The 18,923-nt window shown below is 37.2% G+C and carries 19 protein-coding genes; 16 read left to right on the forward strand and 3 right to left on the reverse strand.

Features of this window, described 5'->3' with window-relative positions:
* A partial coding sequence (locus RQ907_RS02950; protein ID WP_311491916.1) for a C69 family dipeptidase occupies window positions 1–601 on the reverse strand: 601 nt, incomplete at its 3' end.
* A 257-nt stretch (window positions 602–858) separates the two neighbouring features.
* Here RQ907_RS02950 and RQ907_RS02955 point away from each other — a divergent pair.
* From RQ907_RS02955 to RQ907_RS02975, 5 genes are read left to right on the forward strand one after another with little or no spacing between them, the layout of a single operon-like run.
* Window positions 859–2,193 carry a sugar ABC transporter substrate-binding protein gene (locus RQ907_RS02955; RefSeq protein ID WP_311491917.1) on the forward strand — a complete coding sequence of 445 codons (1,335 nt, stop codon included), beginning with the start codon at window positions 859–861 and terminating at the stop codon, window positions 2,191–2,193.
* Window positions 2,194–2,241: 48 nt separating this feature from the next.
* Window positions 2,242–2,646, forward strand: a complete 405-nt coding sequence (locus RQ907_RS02960) for a hypothetical protein (RefSeq protein ID WP_311491918.1) — start codon at window positions 2,242–2,244, stop codon at window positions 2,644–2,646.
* Between the two features lie 5 nt (window positions 2,647–2,651).
* Entirely contained in the window at window positions 2,652–4,682 is a 2,031-nt protein-coding gene (locus RQ907_RS02965) for an ABC transporter permease subunit (protein WP_311491919.1), read from the forward strand.
* Window position 4,683: 1 nt separating this feature from the next.
* Window positions 4,684–5,577, forward strand: coding sequence for a sugar ABC transporter permease (locus tag RQ907_RS02970; RefSeq protein WP_311491920.1), 894 nt, complete (start codon window positions 4,684–4,686; stop codon window positions 5,575–5,577).
* Window position 5,578: 1 nt separating this feature from the next.
* The gene (locus tag RQ907_RS02975) at window positions 5,579–6,667 is read left to right on the forward strand and encodes an ABC transporter ATP-binding protein (RefSeq protein WP_399522273.1); all 1,089 of its coding nucleotides are present in this window, start codon (window positions 5,579–5,581) and stop codon (window positions 6,665–6,667) included.
* 88 nt (window positions 6,668–6,755) lie between these two features.
* Here RQ907_RS02975 and RQ907_RS02980 read toward each other — a convergent pair whose 3' ends face one another.
* Window positions 6,756–7,226 carry a methylated-DNA--[protein]-cysteine S-methyltransferase gene (locus tag RQ907_RS02980; RefSeq protein WP_311491922.1) on the reverse strand — a complete coding sequence of 157 codons (471 nt, stop codon included), beginning with the start codon at window positions 7,224–7,226 and terminating at the stop codon, window positions 6,756–6,758.
* 64 nt (window positions 7,227–7,290) lie between these two features.
* Here RQ907_RS02980 and RQ907_RS02985 point away from each other — a divergent pair, with 64 nt between their 5' ends.
* From RQ907_RS02985 to RQ907_RS03000, 4 genes are all read left to right on the forward strand, one after another.
* Window positions 7,291–8,592, forward strand: a complete 1,302-nt coding sequence (locus RQ907_RS02985; RefSeq protein WP_311491923.1) for a glutamate-cysteine ligase family protein — start codon at window positions 7,291–7,293, stop codon at window positions 8,590–8,592.
* Window positions 8,585–9,955, forward strand: coding sequence for a DNA repair protein RadA (gene radA / locus RQ907_RS02990; RefSeq protein WP_311491924.1), 1,371 nt, complete (start codon window positions 8,585–8,587; stop codon window positions 9,953–9,955). The genes RQ907_RS02985 and radA overlap by 8 nt, the downstream gene beginning before the upstream one ends.
* 90 nt (window positions 9,956–10,045) lie before the next feature.
* The gene (locus RQ907_RS02995) at window positions 10,046–10,408 is read left to right on the forward strand and encodes an FMN-binding protein (protein WP_311491925.1); all 363 of its coding nucleotides are present in this window, start codon (window positions 10,046–10,048) and stop codon (window positions 10,406–10,408) included.
* 75 nt (window positions 10,409–10,483) lie between these two features.
* Entirely contained in the window at window positions 10,484–12,325 is a 1,842-nt protein-coding gene (locus RQ907_RS03000; RefSeq protein ID WP_311491926.1) for an FAD-dependent oxidoreductase, read from the forward strand.
* A gap of 61 nt (window positions 12,326–12,386) precedes the next feature.
* Here RQ907_RS03000 and RQ907_RS03005 read toward each other — a convergent pair whose 3' ends face one another.
* Window positions 12,387–13,256, reverse strand: coding sequence for an NAD(P)/FAD-dependent oxidoreductase (locus RQ907_RS03005; RefSeq protein ID WP_311491927.1), 870 nt, complete (start codon window positions 13,254–13,256; stop codon window positions 12,387–12,389).
* A 187-nt stretch (window positions 13,257–13,443) separates the two neighbouring features.
* Between RQ907_RS03005 and RQ907_RS03010 the strand changes: the two genes are divergently transcribed.
* From RQ907_RS03010 to RQ907_RS03040, 7 genes are all read left to right on the forward strand, one after another.
* On the forward strand, window positions 13,444–14,313 hold the full coding sequence (locus tag RQ907_RS03010) for a serine hydrolase (RefSeq protein ID WP_311491928.1): 870 nt from the start codon (window positions 13,444–13,446) through the stop codon (window positions 14,311–14,313).
* 1 nt (window position 14,314) lies between these two features.
* On the forward strand, window positions 14,315–15,259 hold the full coding sequence (manA, locus tag RQ907_RS03015; protein WP_311491929.1) for a mannose-6-phosphate isomerase, class I: 945 nt from the start codon (window positions 14,315–14,317) through the stop codon (window positions 15,257–15,259).
* The gene (locus tag RQ907_RS03020; protein ID WP_311491930.1) at window positions 15,260–16,522 is read left to right on the forward strand and encodes a beta-N-acetylglucosaminidase domain-containing protein; all 1,263 of its coding nucleotides are present in this window, start codon (window positions 15,260–15,262) and stop codon (window positions 16,520–16,522) included.
* 565 nt (window positions 16,523–17,087) lie between these two features.
* Window positions 17,088–18,182 (forward strand): hypothetical protein, encoded by a 1,095-nt coding sequence (locus tag RQ907_RS03025; RefSeq protein WP_311491931.1) that lies wholly within the window; start codon window positions 17,088–17,090, stop codon window positions 18,180–18,182.
* A complete protein-coding gene (locus RQ907_RS03030; RefSeq protein WP_311491932.1) occupies window positions 18,179–18,439 on the forward strand; it encodes a hypothetical protein in 261 nt (86 codons plus the stop codon). The genes RQ907_RS03025 and RQ907_RS03030 overlap by 4 nt, the downstream gene beginning before the upstream one ends.
* Before the next feature lie 7 nt (window positions 18,440–18,446).
* A complete protein-coding gene (locus RQ907_RS03035; protein ID WP_311491933.1) occupies window positions 18,447–18,743 on the forward strand; it encodes a BMC domain-containing protein in 297 nt (98 codons plus the stop codon).
* Window positions 18,744–18,751: 8 nt separating this feature from the next.
* Window positions 18,752–18,923 (forward strand): BMC domain-containing protein (locus RQ907_RS03040; protein ID WP_311491934.1); only part of this gene is annotated, 172 nt, incomplete at its 3' end.

Raw genomic sequence — 18,923 nt, forward strand, 5'->3', positions numbered from 1 at the left:
TAACATAAGAATCATCTGGGACACGTCTTGCAATCCAGTGGTGGCCACCGATAGTTTCTAGCCACCAAATTTCATTTTCATCTTGGAAGGCAATGCCGTTTTTTTCGTAAGTGCCATATTCTTCTAGGAGGGAACCTAGACGGATAACGCCTTCTCTAGCGGAATTTATATAGGGAAGGACGATTGAAACAAGATCCTCCTCGCCAATACCACCTGGAACTTCTTCCTTAAAATCCTTATCACCTTTTTTGCCAACTGGTTTTTGGTAAACAACGAGAGGATCTGCCCCCAAAACTCTTTCATTAGAGGTAATAGTCTCAGTCGCAGTCATAGCGACATTCTTAGAATTAACTCCACAAGCCCCCCAAATACCTTGTCCAGCCACAGCTTCGGGCATGGCTGTATAGGTTAGAGGATTTTCTGGTAGGGGAATCTCCACCTTAGAAATAACTGCTTTATAGACCTTAACTTGGTCTTCACTCTTTATTAAAACAAACTTTTTTGGACTGTATGAACCACTGCCAGAATCTTCGTTTCTGGCAACTAGGGTTGAACCGTCAAAACTTGCATTTTTACCTACAAGTATAGTTGTACATGCCATAGTAAATCTCCTTTATATCATTATATAAATAATGTACCGTTTACCCATGGAAATGAAACAAAAATTAAAAAAAATTTAAAAAAAATTCGAAAAAATATCCTTGATTAAATGGCTAAATTTAAACGTTACTTACCTGAGATAAAACAAAATGTTAAGAAATTTTCGATAACGATTCCGAAAAATCATTGACATAAATATAAGTATTAGATATAATAGTGATGTGATAAACGCTTTCATATCATTTTTTAGGAGGAAATATGAAAAAAGGAATAAAAACAATAATGGCCCTATCACTTGCCTTTGTTATGGCAGCATGTGGTGGAGCTAAAGACGGCGGCAAAGAAGCTGCAGACGGCGGCAAAGAAGCTAACAAAGATGCTAGCACAAAATTAACAGTTCAAGCTGAAGAAGGCTGGGTAGAATATTACAAAGCTGCTGCAGAACGTGTTAAAAAACAATTCCCAAATGCAGACATTGAAATCAAAACAGTTGGATCTTTTGATAACTTAGACGTTATAGATTCTACAGATGCAACCAACGAAGACGTTGCAGACCTATTTGCAATTCCAGCAGACAGACTTTACGGTCTACAAGGAAACGATGTACTTGCTAAAATAGACTCTCAAAAACTTGCAAAAGAAATCGGTGGTTGGGATGATTTTGATAAGGGAATCGGCGGAAACTTCAAAATCGATGGCGAATATTTTGCTTTCCCATTCAACATTGAAACACTTATTACTTATGTAAACACAGCAAACGCTAAAGAGAAAAACATAGACTTATCTAAACCTATCGAAATTAACGATGTTAAAGATGAATCTACAGTTTTACTACCAATCTACAATGCTTGGTTTGGTGTTGCTGCAACAAACTCTTCAGGAATCGAACTTCTTGGCAAAGATAAAGATGGTAAATTATTCTCAGACTTCACAAAAGAATGGGATGAATTAGAACCAGAAAAACAAGCAACAATCAAAGCTCTTTTCGAATACTGGAAAAAACACAACGAAGCTGGTACACAATTATTCGATGCTGATGCAGGCGACGGATATGTAGACGAAACATTCAAATCTGGCAAGGGTGGTGTAGCAAGACTTGACGGACCATGGGCAGCAGGTAATGTAGCTGAATTAGCCGGCGAAGGCAACCTTGACATCCTACCAATCAGCCAACTAACAATAGCAGGCAAACCTCTAAAACACTGGCAAAGTGGTTGGGGACTTGCAATGAACGCTAGAATCGAAGAAGATGCTGACAAGGTAGCTCTTGCAGAAGCAATGATCAAAGAAATTGTAAACCCAGAATTTGCAGCTGACCTATTCAAAGCAACAGGCAAAATTCTTGAAAACGTAAGCGCTGAAACATATCAAGGAATGGATCTTCCAGAAACTGATAAGAAAATCATAGCAGCTACAATTACTTCTTACAAAGATGCTCAAGCAAGACCACTATTCAAAGAGTGGGGCAATGTATGGGATACCTACAAAAACGCAATCCTATCTTGGAACTCTGTAAAACCAGCTGACGAAAAAGCTGCATACGCAGAATTAAAAGCATCATTCGAAGCAATGATGGCAAACTTTAACCATTAAAATTGTTAAGGGGCGAGCTTTAAGGCTAGCCCCTTATATTTAAAAAATATGGAAAAAGAAAAACAAAGAAATAAATTTCTCCTACAAATCCTAGTAGTATCTGCAGCAATCATCCTAAATTTCAGCCTAGAAGCAATGATGATGGCCAAGGATCCTAGTGTTTTTGAAACTATTTCTAAATTCAAAACGGGACTAAGTTATGACGATTTTTTAAATTCGATCATTTTTTCTTTACTTACAAAGGTAGTAAATCCCATAACTATATCCCTATACACCTTTTTTACTATTAAAAAATACGGAATTAACAAAACCTATAAGCTATTTTTTGGGGCAATGACTCTTATTTCTATAGTCAACCTATTTTTTTCATTTAGCATAGGATCTGTATTTTATTATCTAGGACTTATACTAAATATATTCTTACTAATAGTAATAACAAGACAAGAAAGGTAATTATAATGACTTATGAAAAAAGCCTTATAGATAGGAGGGGCAGGACTTTTCCAAGGAAAAATCAATATATAATAGATTTGATTAAGGCAAAAGAAATCGGTTCCAGCCCTCAATATACTAAAGCAAACCATCCATACAATATTAAGTTAAAAGAATATGATGATCAGAAAAAAGCCCTCCTAGAAAAAGCAAAAAGTGAGGCAAATTCTGATAAAAACCTTCCAACAGATGGTAAATTAAAAGACCTATATATAGAAAAACTCATAGCAGAAAAAATGCAAGCTTTCTATGAGGAAAACAAAGACTTATCTTATGAAAGTCTTCTTGATTATAGGTTAAATGAACTAAATGTAACAGAAATACCAAAAATTTTAGACCACGATCAATTCTTAAAAGACAGCCTAAAAGACGCAGAAGAACGTCAAAAAAACTTAACAAGCGAATTTATTTCAGAAAAAAGTAAGTTTATCGAGGCTGATAGGAAGGTACTTAAGGAAAAATACGAACACGACGTAGCTGAAATTGAAGAATCCTTCAAGGAAGAAAGAATTTCTAAAAAGGCCTACAAGGCTACCAAAGAACAATTAAAACAAAAATTTAAAGACCAAAACCTAAAGATAGACTACAGGAACCCAGAAATATCCTTAAAAGAAGAAATTGAATCTTATAAGTACAAGCTTAAAGAAGACCTCAAACACTCTTTGAAAATTCTGGAAGAAGAAAGATCAGATGCTAGGAGAAGGACTCCTGTTGAAGTAGAAAAGGAAAGACCTTTTAAATCAATAATCACAGCCCCAATCCCAGGCCTTGGCCAACTATTAAATGGTCAATGGCAAAAAGCTTTGATGTTCTTTATAGGAGCCCTATTTGTATATTTCGTAGCCATCCCATATGCGCTTGGCTTTGGAAACTACCAAGGGCAAGGTATAGCAGGTCTTATTTCCCTAGCCCAAGGCGGTAAGAGACTTGATAGGTCAATAATCTTTATGATAGAGGGTATTTTAGCCCTAGCCTTTGTATTAATAGCCCTTGCAATTTTTATAGGATCATTCTTGGATGCCTATAGGACAGAAAAGGGAGAAATCCAAGGTATTAGACCAAATTCCTTCTTTGAAACAAGAAAATACCTAAGAACAGACGGTTTCCCATACCTAATCACTTCACCAGCACTTTTGGTAATCATCTTTATAGTAATAGTACCAATAGTGACAGCCATCCTTATTTCATTTACAAATATGGACCCACAACACCAAAACAAGTTCGCTTGGGTTGGCCTAGGCAACTATATTTCTATAGCTAAGGGTCAAGGAATAGCAGGTAAGGCTTTCTGGCATATATTTGGTTGGACAATAGTGTGGACAATAGCAGCTTCTACCCTTGCCATTGTGCTAGGCTTTATCTTTGCCCTCATGGTTAACAACGAAAGAATCAAAGGTAAAAAGTTCTTTAGAACTATCTACCTCTTACCATGGGCAATCCCAGCCTTCATCACAATCATGTTCTTCTCAATCATGACCAGCCGTGGTGGTGTAATAACAGAAGCTGTAAATTCTTTGTTTAACACATCGTTAGATATAAAAAATAATACAATCCAAACTAGAACAGCCCTAGTGCTACTTCAAGGATGGTTGGGACATTCATATATATTCCTACTAACAACTGGTGTACTCCAAGCTATACCGAAGGACTTATATGAAGCAGCAAGCATAGACGGAGCTACAGGATTCCAAAGAACCCTAAAGATTACAATACCTTTGGTGCTTTTCCAAATATCTCCAATGCTAATCAACCAATACACATTCAACTTTAACAACTTCTCAATAATTTACCTCTTTAACGGTGGCGGACCATTCAATCCACAAGTTTACGGTAACTTAGCGGGATCAAGTGATATTTTGATTTCATACATCTACAACTTGACTATGAACAGTCAATACCAGGCTATAGGAGCTGCGATTACAGTATTTATTTCAATAATACTCATAATCATTTCCTTCTTCGGCTACATGAAATCATCAGCCTTCAAGGAGTATTAGTATGTTTAAGAAAAAGAAAAATAAAGACCTCTACCTATCAGACCTCCAGCCCCTTACAGCTGCAGGCAAGGTAGCCTTGACAATTTCCTACCTAATCTTATTTATATGGGCTGCGATTATAGTTGTACCTTTAGTAATAATGGTTGTTTCATCCTTTAATGGCAGCCAAGGTCAATATATATCAATGACCGGAGACTATGTATTTTCTTTAAATAATTTTAAGTATTTATTTGAAAAAACTCAGTTCTTAAGATGGGTAGTAAATACACTAAAAATAGCAACAGCAACAACAATCCTTACCCTAATCTTTGTATCATTTACAGGTTATGCCTACTCAAGATTCAGATTTAGGGGCAAGAAAGCAAGTCTTATAACCATAATGCTAGTTCAGATTATCCCAGCCTTCGCAGGAATTACTGCCTACTACGCTATTCACACAATTATTTCAGGTGTAGTTCCAGTATTCACTCGTACAATGATGCTGATTTTAATCTATTCTGGTGGGGCAATAGCAGGTAATACCTTCATCTTAAAAGGTTATCTTGATTCTATTTCCCAAGAGCTTGACGAGGCTGCAAGGATAGACGGATGTTCAAACTTCCAAGTTTATAGGCTAATAATCATGCCACTCGCTAGACCTATGCTTGCAATCATAGCTCTTCAATGTTTCATAGGACCATTTCTTGATTACATGATGCCAAAAATACTCTTGACAAATCCAGCAGATTACACCTTGGCAACAGGCCTCTTTACCCTAATATCAGACGTTAGGAATATGAACCAACCGGCCTTTGCAGCAGGAGGCTTCTTATCAGCCATCCCTGTTATGCTCCTCTTCTTGTTCTTACAAGATGAGTTAGTTGGAGGATTGTCATCAGGTGCAGTGAAAGGATAAAATAATGAGAGTAAAATTAGATAATTTAGGAAAAAAATATGAAGGTAGGGATAAATTTACCATCAGACACATAGACCTTGACATCAAAGACAAGGACTTTTGTGCCATCTTAGGACCTTCTGGATGTGGTAAATCAACCCTAGTTAGAATGATAGCGGGCCTTAACTCAATAACAGAAGGTACCCTATATTTCGGCGACAAAATAATGAACACAGTAGAGCCAAAGGACAGGGATATAGCCATGGTATTCCAATCCTACGCTCTCTACCCACACATGACAGTATATGATAACATGGCTTTCTCCCTAAAAATGAAAAACGAGAGAAAAGAAGTCATCGACCAAAGAGTTCAAGAAGCGGCAGACATCTTACAATTAAGAGACTACCTATACTCTAGACCATCAGACATCTCAGGTGGTCAAAGACAAAGGGTAGCCCTAGGCCGTGCTATAGTTAGAAAACCATCAGTATTCCTTATGGACGAACCTCTTTCAAACCTTGATGCCAAGCTTCGTGAACACATGAGAGTTGAAATCGTAAGGATACACAACCAGCTAGAAACAACCAGCTGCTATGTAACCCACGACCAAACAGAAGCCATGACCATGGCAACAAAGATTATCCTTCTTGACCAAGGTAAAATCCAACAAGTGGGAGCTCCAAATGAATTCTATCAAAGACCAGAAAACCTCTTCGTAGCAGGCTTTATCGGTTCACCAACTATGAACATCATAGAAGGAAAGATAGAAAATGGTATGTTTGTCAACAAGTCTGGCCTCATGAAAGTAAAGGCAAATGACAAAGATGCAGCATTCCTCAAAAACTATGAGGGCAAGGAAGTTTGTTTAGGAATTAGATCTGAAAGATTTATACCAGGCGAACACGACTATAACTCTGTAACATCAACCATAGAAGTTATAGAAATGCTAGGTAAGGAACAAATAATCTACTCAAGGATGAGTGACGGAACAGAGCTCGTAATAAGCCAACCAGGCCACTTTGAATACAGAATAGGTGAAACTCACACCTTCAGCCTAGACCCAGAAGCCCTCCACTTCTTTGACGGAGAAACAACTGAGAGAATTAACTAAAAAAGAGAGTCGGATACCCGACTCTTTTTTTAGTGGAAATTTTAGGAAAATATTAAAAAAACAAATCTATAGACAAAAGTATTTTAATTTAGGCTTTAAGATTGAAATCAAAACCCTCAATTTTTAGCAATTTCTCCTTAATTTTCCTCCCATAGGCAAAACCACCTATAGAACCATTGGATTTTATTACCCTGTGGCAGGGGACTATTATTAAAAATGGATTTTTGCCTATGGCAGTTCCAACTGCTTGGATTGCCTTTGATCTTCCTATCATCTTTGCTATATCCTTATAAGAGCGAGTTTCGCCGTAGGGGATTTTCAAAAGGGCTTGCCAGACTGATTTTTGAAAGGAAGTGCCTTCTAGGTTTAAAAGGTCAAGTCGGTCGAAATTTTTCCTGCTTCCTGCCAAATATTCTAATATCTGAACTTTAAAAAAATTGAAAAGCTCATTTTCATCGCTATTTTCACAGCTTCCACCGACTAATTCTATTTTTCTTATTTTTTCTTCATAGGAAATTTTTATATTTCCTAGTTCACTTTTAAAATATCCATATTTCATATCTTCATTATACCATGGTTAATTTCTCAAAAATTCGTATAATGATAGGAGTAAAGGGGTTATTATGGAAAGAATAGAAAAAATTCAAAAAATTGTAGATTTTATAAAATCCGGCGAAAAGGACGAAAAGGACTTTAGGCTGGGTTTTGAAATAGAGCACTTTGTTGTAAATAAGGATACTTTGGAGAGTCAATCTTTTTATGGGGAAGATGGGATTGGGGAGATCTTAGAAGACCTAACCAGCCTTGGCTATAAAAAAATTGGTGAATCTGGTATGGCCTTTTCTGATGGCAATGTTGATATTTCAATAGAACCAGCTGGCCAATTCGAACTTGCCCTAAGGGCTAAGTCTTCTGTGGGTGAACTTTTTGAAGTTTATAAGTCTCATATGGCAAGGCTTATCCCTATTTTTGAAAAAAGAGGACTTTTATTGGTAGCTCTTGGTTACCATCCCAAATCTAAAATTGATGATATAAAGATTATTCCAAAGGCTCGCTACGATTTTATGTACAAATATTTTGAAAAATACGGCGGAGAATTTGCCCACAACATGATGAAGGGGACTAGCTCCATGCAGTTGGCAGTGGATTATAAAAATGAAGAAGATTTCAAAAAGAAATATTTTCTCGCCTCCGCCCTTAGTCCATTTTTGTATTCAGTCTTTGATAATTCCTTGATTTTTGAGGGGGAAATCTATATAGACAGGAACCTTAGGCAAACTATCTGGGAATATACAGACAGGGACAGGACTGGACTTTATGATTTTGCCTTTGATTCAGATTTATCCTACAAAAAATATGCAGAAAAAATCCTTGATACACCGATGATTTTTATGCCAACACCCGATGGTGAAGCCTATGTAGGTAGGAAAACTTTAGATGAACTAATGACTGAGGAAAATGCTGACCAAATGGTAAACCATGCCCTTTCTATAGTTTTTCCAGATGTGAGGGTAAAACAATATATAGAAATTAGGATGCCAGATAACATCCCATATCCTTACAATATGGCGGCAGCCGCTCTAATAAAGGGCATATTTTTTGATGCTCAAACCCTAGAAAAGGTCTGCGGATTATTCCAAGGTATGACCTACGATGAAGCCCAAAAGCTTAAAAACAACGCATCTAGGATGGGGATTTTTGCCCTTTATGAAAATGTGGAAATTTACCAACACGTCCTAGATATAATCGATGTAATAAGGCCGGTTTTAGACGAAAATGAAAATAAATACCTGGACGAACTTGAAGCTATGCTTGATTTTGGGATTGTTCCAAGGGATATTTTTGCAAAAATTTATAAGGATAGTCCAAAGAGGGCGGTCTACGAATTTTCTGTAAATAGGTTTGTAGAGGCAAACAATGGCTAAGGTCAAAAAAGCCTACGAATGCACTAACTGTGGCCATGTCCAAAATGTTTGGGCTGGCCAATGCCCGTCTTGCAAAAAGTGGGGAAGCCTAGTTGAAACAACCATCAAGGAGGAAAAGTCAGGCAAAAAAGTCGTCCTTGATGATGATAAAAAAGCCAAAATGTTAAAGGAAATCGAAATAAATGAGTCAGAGAGAATCCACTCAACCTACGAAGAATTCGACAGGGCTGTTGGTGGAGGTCTTGTGAGGGATTCAGTTTCTATCCTAACCGCCCGCCCTGGCGCAGGTAAGTCTACACTTTTACTCCAATTATCAAAGTCTTATGCAGATAGCGGCCTCAAAGTCCTATACGTTTCCGGAGAAGAAAGTGAAAGCCAAATAAAATCAAGGGCAATAAGGATTATGAAAGAGGAACCAAAAAATCTTTGGATTCTTTCGACAAATTCTATGGACCTTGCCATAAAGGAAATAAAGGCAACTCACGCTGACATTGTAATTTTAGATTCTATCCAGACCTTTTCCCTCCAAGAATTTGACAACAAGCAGGGCTCCCCTACCCAAACCATAGAAGTGGCAGGCAAGGCAGTGGAAATGGCAAAAAATCCAGAAAAGAAACGTGCCTTCATCATGGTAGGCCACATGACAAAAACAGGAGAAATGGCAGGACTCCGTACCCTAGAGCACTTGGTAGATACAGTCCTAATCTTAGATGGTAGTCCTGATGAAGATTTAAGAGTTTTAACATCTAGCAAAAACAGGTTTGGAAGGACAGGTGAAATTGGGTTATTTTCAATGGACGAAGAAGGGTTGATAGAAATAACAAATCCAAGCGAATATTTCATCACCCAAAGAGATAGCGAAATCGAAGGATCAGCCATTTCTGTAACCAAGGAAGGGTCAAGACTCCTAGAGGTAGAAATAGAATCCCTTGTATCAAAGTCTTTTATGCCCTATCCCCAAAGAATAGGAGATTCCCTAAGGCGTGATGACCTAAATACCCTTATTTCCATCCTCCAAGAAAGGGCAGGCCTAAATTTATTTGACATGAATGTTATAATCAAAACTACAGGTGGGCTTAAATTATCAGAACCATCTGTAAACCTTGCTATAATCATGTCTATCGCTTCCTCTTACCTAAAAAAACCAATTTCAGATAAGGTGGTTTTCATAGCAGAAGTGGGCCTTACAGGCGAACTAAAAAAGGTACCCCAGGCTAAGCAAAGGGTCAAGGAATTAGAAAGGCTCGGCTATAAAAAAGTCTATTTGGCAAAAAATAGCCTAGATCAAAAAGAATTTAAAACTATAAAAATTATGCAGATGGTGAACATAAAAGATGTCATAAAAGACGTCTTCAAAGCCTAAGTTTTAGGGCTTATTCTTGATATATATTAAAAATAAGGTATATTTTATAAGTAAATTTTATACAGACAGAATTTTTGTAAGGAGTGTTGTATGAAAAAAAATATATTTTTAGTTGGCGCACTTGCTCTAGTACTTGCAGCTTGTGGAAATTCAGCAGATAAGGGAGCTGACAAGGCTGGGGATGCAGCAACAACAGAAAAGACAGGCACAGCAACAGCTGCAGGTTATGGTGGAGATATCAAACTAACAGTAAAATTGGAAGGCGATACAATCAAAGATATAGTAGTCGATGAACACAAAGAATCAGAAGGAATCGGCGCAGATGCACTTCCAGAATTAGTAGAAGCAGCTAAAAAAGCAAACAGCGAAGACATTGACAATATCTCTGGCGCTACAGATACAAGCGAAGCATTCAAGCAAGCCCTAAAAGATGCAATGGCAGCTGCAAAATAGATATAAATGGGTAGGAAATCCTGCCCCTTTATAGGCTTTGAGAAATCGTTTACAAGACACGTAAAAGGAGAGATTATGAAAAAAATAAAAATTACAGCCTTAGCTCTTGCCCTATCTCTTTCTGCGTGCAGTAAAGATGAGAAAGTAACTGAAGATGCTAAAGACAAAGAACAACCAGCAAAGACCGAGAAAACCATAGATGATGGTAGCTTTGAAGAAGTAGCAACAGGGCATAATGGAGATATCAAACTATCTGTCACCTTCAAAGACAATAAGATTGAAAAGATAGATGTAGTTGAATCTTCTGAAACACCAACAATTGCAGATACAGGATTCAAAGAAATAATCAATAGAATCTTGGAACATCAAACTAGCAAGGTTGATAATATTACCGGAGCAACTGTAACCTCCAATGCTGTAAAATCTGCAGTATCAAAGGCTATCGATGAAGCTCATGGTAGTGAAGACTTCAAGAAAGAAGTAAAAGAAGAAGCAAAAGAAGCGATTAATATAGATACTGATTTATTGGTTGTAGGTGCTGGTGGAGCAGGTTTAAGTGCAGCCTTGTCAGCAGACCAAGAAGGCAATAAGGTTACAGTTTTAGAGAAAAACGCCATGCCAGGTGGTCATACTGCCTTATCTGGTGGTTTTGCTTTAATAACAGGTTCAAAAACACAAAAAGATATTTATGGTGTTAAAAACGACACAGTAGAGTCTGTCTATGAAGATAATATGAAAAATGGTGGAGGAAAATCTATACCAGAAGATTTGAAGCTTTATGCAGAGAAAATGGGAGAAGCAACAGATTGGACTGTTGATTATGTAGGTTCAAAAATCCCTGAAAAATTAACTCCACTCGGCGAAAATAGCGTAGATAGGGCTATGATTTACGAAGGAGCCGGAGCTGGTTTCGTCCAATCACTTTTAGATAAGATAAAAGATACTAAGATAGATTTAAGGACAAATACAAAAGTAACTGAATTGATTTATAAAGACGGCAAGGTTGTAGGTGCTAAAGCTACAATGTCTGACGGAACACCAGTAGAAGTAAAGGCTAAGGCAGTCCTTCTTGCTACAGGTTCTTATGGTGCTAATAAGGAAATGCTTCCAGAAAGATTGGACAAATTTGTATTTTATGGTGCTCAGCTCGCCCAAGGTGAAGGTCAAAAAATGGCTCAAAAGATTGGAGCAGATGTTGTAAACCAAGGCTATGTAGAACTTTTTGAAAACGGTGTTGAATGGAAACCAGGTATAGCTAAATCAACCTATAATGGTTCTATGGCAACTTGGGATGTATCAGGCATCTTGGTTGATAGGGCAGGAAATAGGGTTGTAAATGAAAGATCTGCAGGTATTAACATTGTAAAGGAAATGGAAAAACAAGAAGACGGTAGATTATTCTTGATAATGGATGCTGATACTTACAAGGCTTTTGAAGATAATGTTGCAGGTTATGGTATTACAAAGAAAATGCTTGATGATTGGTTGGCAACAGATGGAGCAAAAATTCCTTATTTTGCAAAGGCTGATAGCCTCGAAGAATTAGCTAAAAAGGTAAAAATCGATCCAGCAGGATTGAAAAAGACTGTTGAGAGATACAATGGCTTTGTAGAAAATAAAAAAGACGAAGACTTTGGTAGAAATCCTAATTATATGAAAGCTAAGATTAGCGAAAATGGCCCATATTACGTTGTTGAGCAATTACCAAGATATGCAACAACCCTAGGTGGCCTAAAAATTGATAACCAACTAAGGGTAATCAATAAAGATGGCAAGGTTATCGAAGGCCTATTTGCTTCAGGTGATGTAGCCGGCGGTGCTCGTGGAGATGATTCTATACCAGGGGCAGACTTTGGATGGGCTGTAACATCAGGTTATGAAGCTGGTAGAACAATTAGTGATTATTTGAAAAAATAAAAATTAAAAAGAGCATTCCCTTATCCACTTGGAAAGGGGTGCTCTATTTTTTATGATTTTTTTACTTACTTGCTCTGATACCAGCAAGGGTGCCGTCGGCTACTGCTGTGGCTATTTGTTTTACATCTTTGATTCTAACATCTCCTGCGAAAAATAAGCCGTCTGTCTTTGAGCTTATGTCTTCATCAAGGAAGGTGTTTTTGATTTCGGCTAGGTTTTTAACTAGGTCTGTGTTGCCGTTTTGACCGATTTGAACATAGATTTCTATGCCTTCTTCATCTTCAATTACACAATCATCTAGGATAGCCTTTACGCATTTTTTATCTTTTACTTCGATATCCTTAAGGCTTGTTGATGTGTGGACTTTTATGATGTCTGAGCTTTCGATTTGCTTTTTAAATTCATTTATGCACATAAGTGCGTCTTGGTTTTGGACTATGTGGACTTCTTTGGCAAATTTGGCTATATATAAAGCTTCCTTGCTGGCCCCGTCTGATCCGCCATTTACAATAACAGTTTTTCCTTTTAGGCTTTCTTCATTGCCATAAGGCCAATGTTTTACGTCAAAACCCTTGTAGTCTATGTCAAGTTCTTTTAGGTGGGAACCTGCTGCATAGATTAGTTTTTTGCCTTCATAGGTATTTTTATTTGTTTTTACAATGAAATGGTCATCCTTTTTGTCTATAGACAAACATTCTTCGTAGGTCACTTCGATATTAGAAAAGGCGAGTTGGTCTTTTAGTTTTTGTGAAAATTCCTCGCCGGATTCATTATCGGCAAGGCTAGCATAATGACTAACTTTGGAAACATGGCTAATTAGGCCACCTACCCTATCTTTTTCTAGTAATAGTAGGTCCTTGCCACGGGCTTTTGCATATAAGGCTGCACTAACACCGGCTGGGCCTGCTCCAATTATAATTATATCTTTCATTTTTTTCACCTCATATTTACTATCTGATATAAATTATCAATTGCAAGTGCTTGCAAAAGTTTTTTTGCATTTTATTTTGTTTTTTGGAGATTTTGGGCTTTTTTAATTTGGTAAGCTTTTCATTTTTTACTAGAAGGCTTACAAAAGATTTAATTATTTAAAATGAAATTTAGCGTACAATAGTCTTATGAAGAAGATTAGAAATTTTATTATAATTAGTTTGCTTTTGTTAGTAGGGATTTTTTTGGGCCTTAGGTACAAAAAGCATATAGAAGATGACAAGTATATATCAAGGGCTGTCTACCTTTACAATTTGACTGACGATAAGGAGGTTTTATCAAAAAACGAAAACGAAAGGCTTCCAATGGCCTCGCTTACAAAAATTATGACTGTGAGGGTTGCCCTAAAACACATAAAAGACCTCGGTGCGACTGCTCCTGTGAATATGGATGCTTACCACAGGGCTGTTGACATGAATGCATCTATGGCGGGCTTTAGGGGTGGCGAACCGACATCTTATAGGGACCTACTTTATGCAACCATGCTCAAATCAGCTGGCGAAGCTGCAGACAGTCTAGCTATGAATATTTCTGGTTCTATGGAAGCTTTTGTGGCCCTAATGAATGAGGAAGCAGAAAGTTTGGATTTGAAAAACACATCCTATGCCAACGCTGACGGTATGGATAATCCAGCAAACTACCAATCAGCCAAGGATTGTGCAATGCTTATAAAAGATAGTCTAAAGGATGGAAATTTTAGGGCGATTTTTACCAAAAGAGACTTTATGACTAGGCCAACAGCTGATCACCCAAAGGGCCTTTACATCGATTCTACAATTTTTAGTCACCTAAAAAATTACGACCAAAATGGTTTTGAGATAATCGGAGGCAAGTCCGGAACAACTGACCGTGCTGGGCTTTGTTGGGCAACTCTGGCTGTAAAAAATAATAAGGAATACATCCTAGTTGTTATGGGCGTGCCCTATGATGATATAAACAATCTTAATGACGGGCAAATCGAGGAAACTTTGAGGATTTACGAGAATATAGGAGATTAAAATGGAGAAAATTTTATTTCTAGAAGGACAGTTTTCAGAAAAAATCTGGGGAGGTTCTAGGCTTAAAAGTGAATATTCTTACCAGATTCCATCAGATAGAACCGGGGAATACTGGGCGATTTCAGGCATGGAAGGTGAAAGCTCGACCATTATAGAGGGTGAATTTGAAGGAAAATCTTTAAGAGAAGTCTACGAAAATAATAGAGAGCTTTTTGGAAATTCAAAAGAAAAGGAATTTCCCCTCTTGGTAAAAATAATTGATGCGGCAGATGATTTATCGATCCAAGTCCATCCGGATGATGGAATGGCAAAAAGACTTGAAAATTCAAAGGGCAAGACCGAATGTTGGTATATCTTAAATGAAAAACCAGCGTCAATTATTTTTGGATTAAAAGTCGAAACTAAGGAAGAGGCCCTAAAATTAATCGATGAAAGAAAGTGGGCAGAGCTTTTGAAGGAAGTGCCTACAAAAAAAGGCGACTTTTTCTTTGTAAGGGCAGGCACAGTCCACGCTATAAAGAAAGACTCCCTAATCCTTGAAATCCAACAAGCCTCAGACATCACCTACAGGCTCTACGACTACGATAGGAAGGACGCTAGCGGAAAATTCAGGGATTTACACTTGGAAAAATCTAAAGAAGCCATCAAAATAACTAAGGAAGAGGGGCAAATCCAAAAACAAAGCAGGGAAGGCTACGAGGAAAGAATCCTAACAGCAAATGAATATTTTGAGGTCAGGGAATTTAAGATAAAAAACAATGCTAGATTTAAAAGGGAAAAGCCATACTTATTGGAATCTGTTATTGAAGGGGCAGGAGAGATTGAAATTGACGGAAAAACCTCCCCAATCAAAAAGGGCGATTTTTTCCTAATAACAAACGGTGCTAAAAATTATAAAATTAGGGGCAAACTTACAATCATAGAAGCAAACTCAGTGGAGGATTAAATGAAAAAAGGAGTAATTGAAGGATTTTACGGGATTCCATGGAGTTTTGAAGAAAAAATGTCCATGATAGGATTTCTCTCAGAAATCGGCATGGACCAATATATCTACGCACCAAAAGACGACCCCTACCATAACCAAAAGTGGCGTGTGCCTTATCCGGCAGAAGAACTTGAGAAAATCAGAGCCTCAGCCGACCTAAGCAGAGAAAAAAAACTTGAATTTACCTGGGCCATTCATCCAGGTCAAAACCCCTTTGACTTTGGTGACTATGATAAAGAAATTTCCAAGATTTTTGCTAAATATAGGCAAATGATGGGAGCGGGAGTGAGGTCTTTTGGCCTTTGCCTGGATGACATAGACAAAAATATTGCCTATGAAAAAAGGTTCGACCACCTAAAACTCATAAGGGACTTGGCAGATTTTGTGGAAAAGGAAACGGGAAATGGGCTTTACTTTGTCCACCCATGGTACAATGACGCTTGGATAGACCAAAATGGTTATGAATACGAAGGTCTTTTGAAGGATATAAAAAATCTAAAAGTCATGTGGACGGGTAGCCAGGTGGTAGATCCTATAAATCATAAGTCAAACCAAGACTTTTTTAAGAGAACAGGCAAAAAACCCTATATTTGGTTTAATTGGCCGGTAAATGATTATAGGCCAGATAAAATTTTTCTAGAAAGTTTTGAATTTTATGATTCTAGGGAAATAAATTTTGACGGCTTTTACCTAAATCCAATGAACCAGGCAGAAGCTTCAAAAATAGCAATCTACCAAGCTAATGAATATTTGAAAAACCCCCTAGCCTACAGGCCGGAAGACGCTTTTAGGAAGGCGGTAGACTTCCTAGAACCCAAAGCCAGTGGAGACCTAATAAAAATCGCCCCAAGCTTTTATGGGTCCTTGGTTTATCAAAGGACAGTGGCCAAGCAATTTACCGAAGATATGGAAATCAAAAAGGCTTTTGAAGAAAAAAACAAGGAAAAGCTCAAAATACTCCTAGAAGACAAAATAAGTGCCATAGAAAATTACAGGACTAACTATGCAAATGAGGACTTATACAGAGAAATAAAACCATTTATAGAAAGCTTAGAAAACCTAGCAAAGGCTGTTTTAGCAAAACTTGATGGAAATAAAAGCCAAGCACAAAAGGCGTATGAAAAGGCAAAAAATATTGAAATCCAAGTCCTGGGTGAAAATGGCTTAGAAAAAATAAGGGTAAAAACCAGCGGGATTTTGGAAGAAATTTACGAAAAAAATTAATAGGCCAAATAGAGTTTTGCAAAAATCTCGATATAGAGATAGACGAGGAAAGATAATCCTCGTCTTTTTTGATGGAAGAAATTATCAAAAAAGCAAAATCATTGCCCAGACAAGATAGGAAAATTACCTAAATCCTAATATAAAAATAAAATGGCTAGAAAAAGTGTCATTTGTCTGGGAAATTTCAAGGGGTTTGGGGTCGATATTAAGTTTTATCTTAGAAAATCTATAGAAATTTTTCTCATAAATATACAATAAAAAATCTTGGTGAGAAAATTAACTTCACCTATTTTTCAAGTATATTTTTTGCTTTTTTAGAAAATATTAACTTTTTTAGAAATAAATATAAATTTATTCTGATAATAAGGGCAGAAACCCAAAAACTTTAACGTAAGGTAAAACAAAAAAATTATTTTTACTGATTTTTTGAACTTAATTTCTAATATATATTAAATTTGGCTGTTATTTATGAATAAATATTTATTTGACTTTGCCGTAAGGGCTATTGGTAGAATTTGAAATAGGAAAACATTTCGAATGTTAATTTTTTAATTGGAGGTAAGGGGTGTCAGAATTGATACAAAAACAAAAGACATATAATCCGGCCCAAGTAGCGAAAGAAAGGCTTGATAAAATGTATTTCAAAAAAGGGGTTTGGATAGGACTTCAATCGGGTATAACTTATGGCCTTTATACTGCCTTTGTTACATTGGCAACAGTATTTGGAATATGGGCTCACTGGTATTCTCCGGAAAGCGGTTTCTCAGCTATGACTGTAGCCTTTATTTTAGGAACCCTAGCTACTGGCGTAAATGATCTTACATCAGCAGTATGGGCCTTAGCTAATGCCATAGTGAAAGGAAAGTTTTCTGATTTTATCAAAACTCTTAAAACAAAACCAGGTCTAATCTTGATTTTCGCTGCCATTTGTGGTGGACCTATAGCAGGAGTTTGTTACATATTGGCTGTTCAAATGGGAGGCCCAGCTGTTATTCCAGTTGCTGGTTTAAATGTAGTATTTGGAGCTATCCTAGGAAGAATTATCTTTAAGCAAAAACTAGATAAGAGAGCCATCCTAGGCATACTTATTTGCGTTAGTGCCAGCGTAATAATAGGACTTACAAGCTTTAACGGAGAAGTTAAAGATGGCATGGTTTTAGGAATAGTACTCGCCCTAATAGCTGCATTCGGCTGGGGACTTGAGGGCACTATAGCTGGTTTTGGTACCAGTATGATAGATTCTGAAATCGGAATAGCAATCAGACAAACTACAAGTTCGCTTGTAAACCTATTAATACTTCTACCAATTCTTTCTACTGTGGAAGGAAGCGGAGTAGGCCTAATTGCAAATCTATTTACTAAAGCTATTACAGACAAGACAATTCTAATATTTATAATAAGTGGTTTCTTTACCTTTATAAGTTTCAACCTATGGTATAAGGGCAATTCAATGTGTGGAGCAGCCTTAGGTATGGCCTTAAACGGTACATATGCTTTCTTTGGTCCATTTTTCTGTTGGATAATCTTAGGAGTTTTCCTAAACAAGTCAGGTTATGATATATCAGCAGTAGCTTGGTTTGGATCTGTACTTATGGCCTTGGGTATCTTCATCATGTCGGTAAATCCACTTGATTATATAAAAGGAGATAAAAATAAATGAGACCTTTAAATTATGAAATATTAAAATATTTTACCAGGGTTGAGAAAGGCTGTGCCAACGATGTGTATGAGGCTTTAGAAAATGACTATAAAAACCATAAGGCTTTTAGAAAAGATCTCATAATTGAGGCTTTGATGACAGCCAAAGAAAATGGATTGATTGACGAAGCTGATTACGTTTTGCTTGGTGATGAACTAGTAGTTTATTACCAGGCCAGCCAAGAACAAAAAGATACTATAAATTCTTATATAAAGTAGGTGATTTATGAAATTTTCAGATAGCCAAGCCATAGGCTTAGTAGAAAGTTTGGGCATGCTACCAGCAATAGAAGCAGCTGATAAAATGCTCAAGGCAAGCGATGTAGAACTTGTATCCTACGAAAACGTAGGGTCAACCTTGGTAACAGTTATAGTAAAAGGCGATATAGAGTCTTGTAAAACTGCTGTAGAGGCTGGTGTAAGAGCAGGTGAAAAAATTGGCAAGATAACATCGCACAATGTGATGAGAAGACCAGTTAGAAATGTAAACAAGGTACTAAAAGTACACGATATTGACCAATAGGAGGAAACATGAGTGATTATAAAGCACTAGGAGGAATAGAAACCTTTGGCCTAGTCTATGTACTTGAAGCAGCAGATGCTATGGAAAAAGCGGCTGATGTAGAAATAATTGGCTATGAAAATGTGGCCAGTGGTTACATATCTATCCTAGTAAGTGGTGATGTTTCAGCCTGTCAAGCGG

This window comes from uncultured Anaerococcus sp., from assembly GCF_963510575.1.
In the GTDB taxonomy this organism is placed as follows: domain Bacteria; phylum Bacillota; class Clostridia; order Tissierellales; family Peptoniphilaceae; genus Anaerococcus.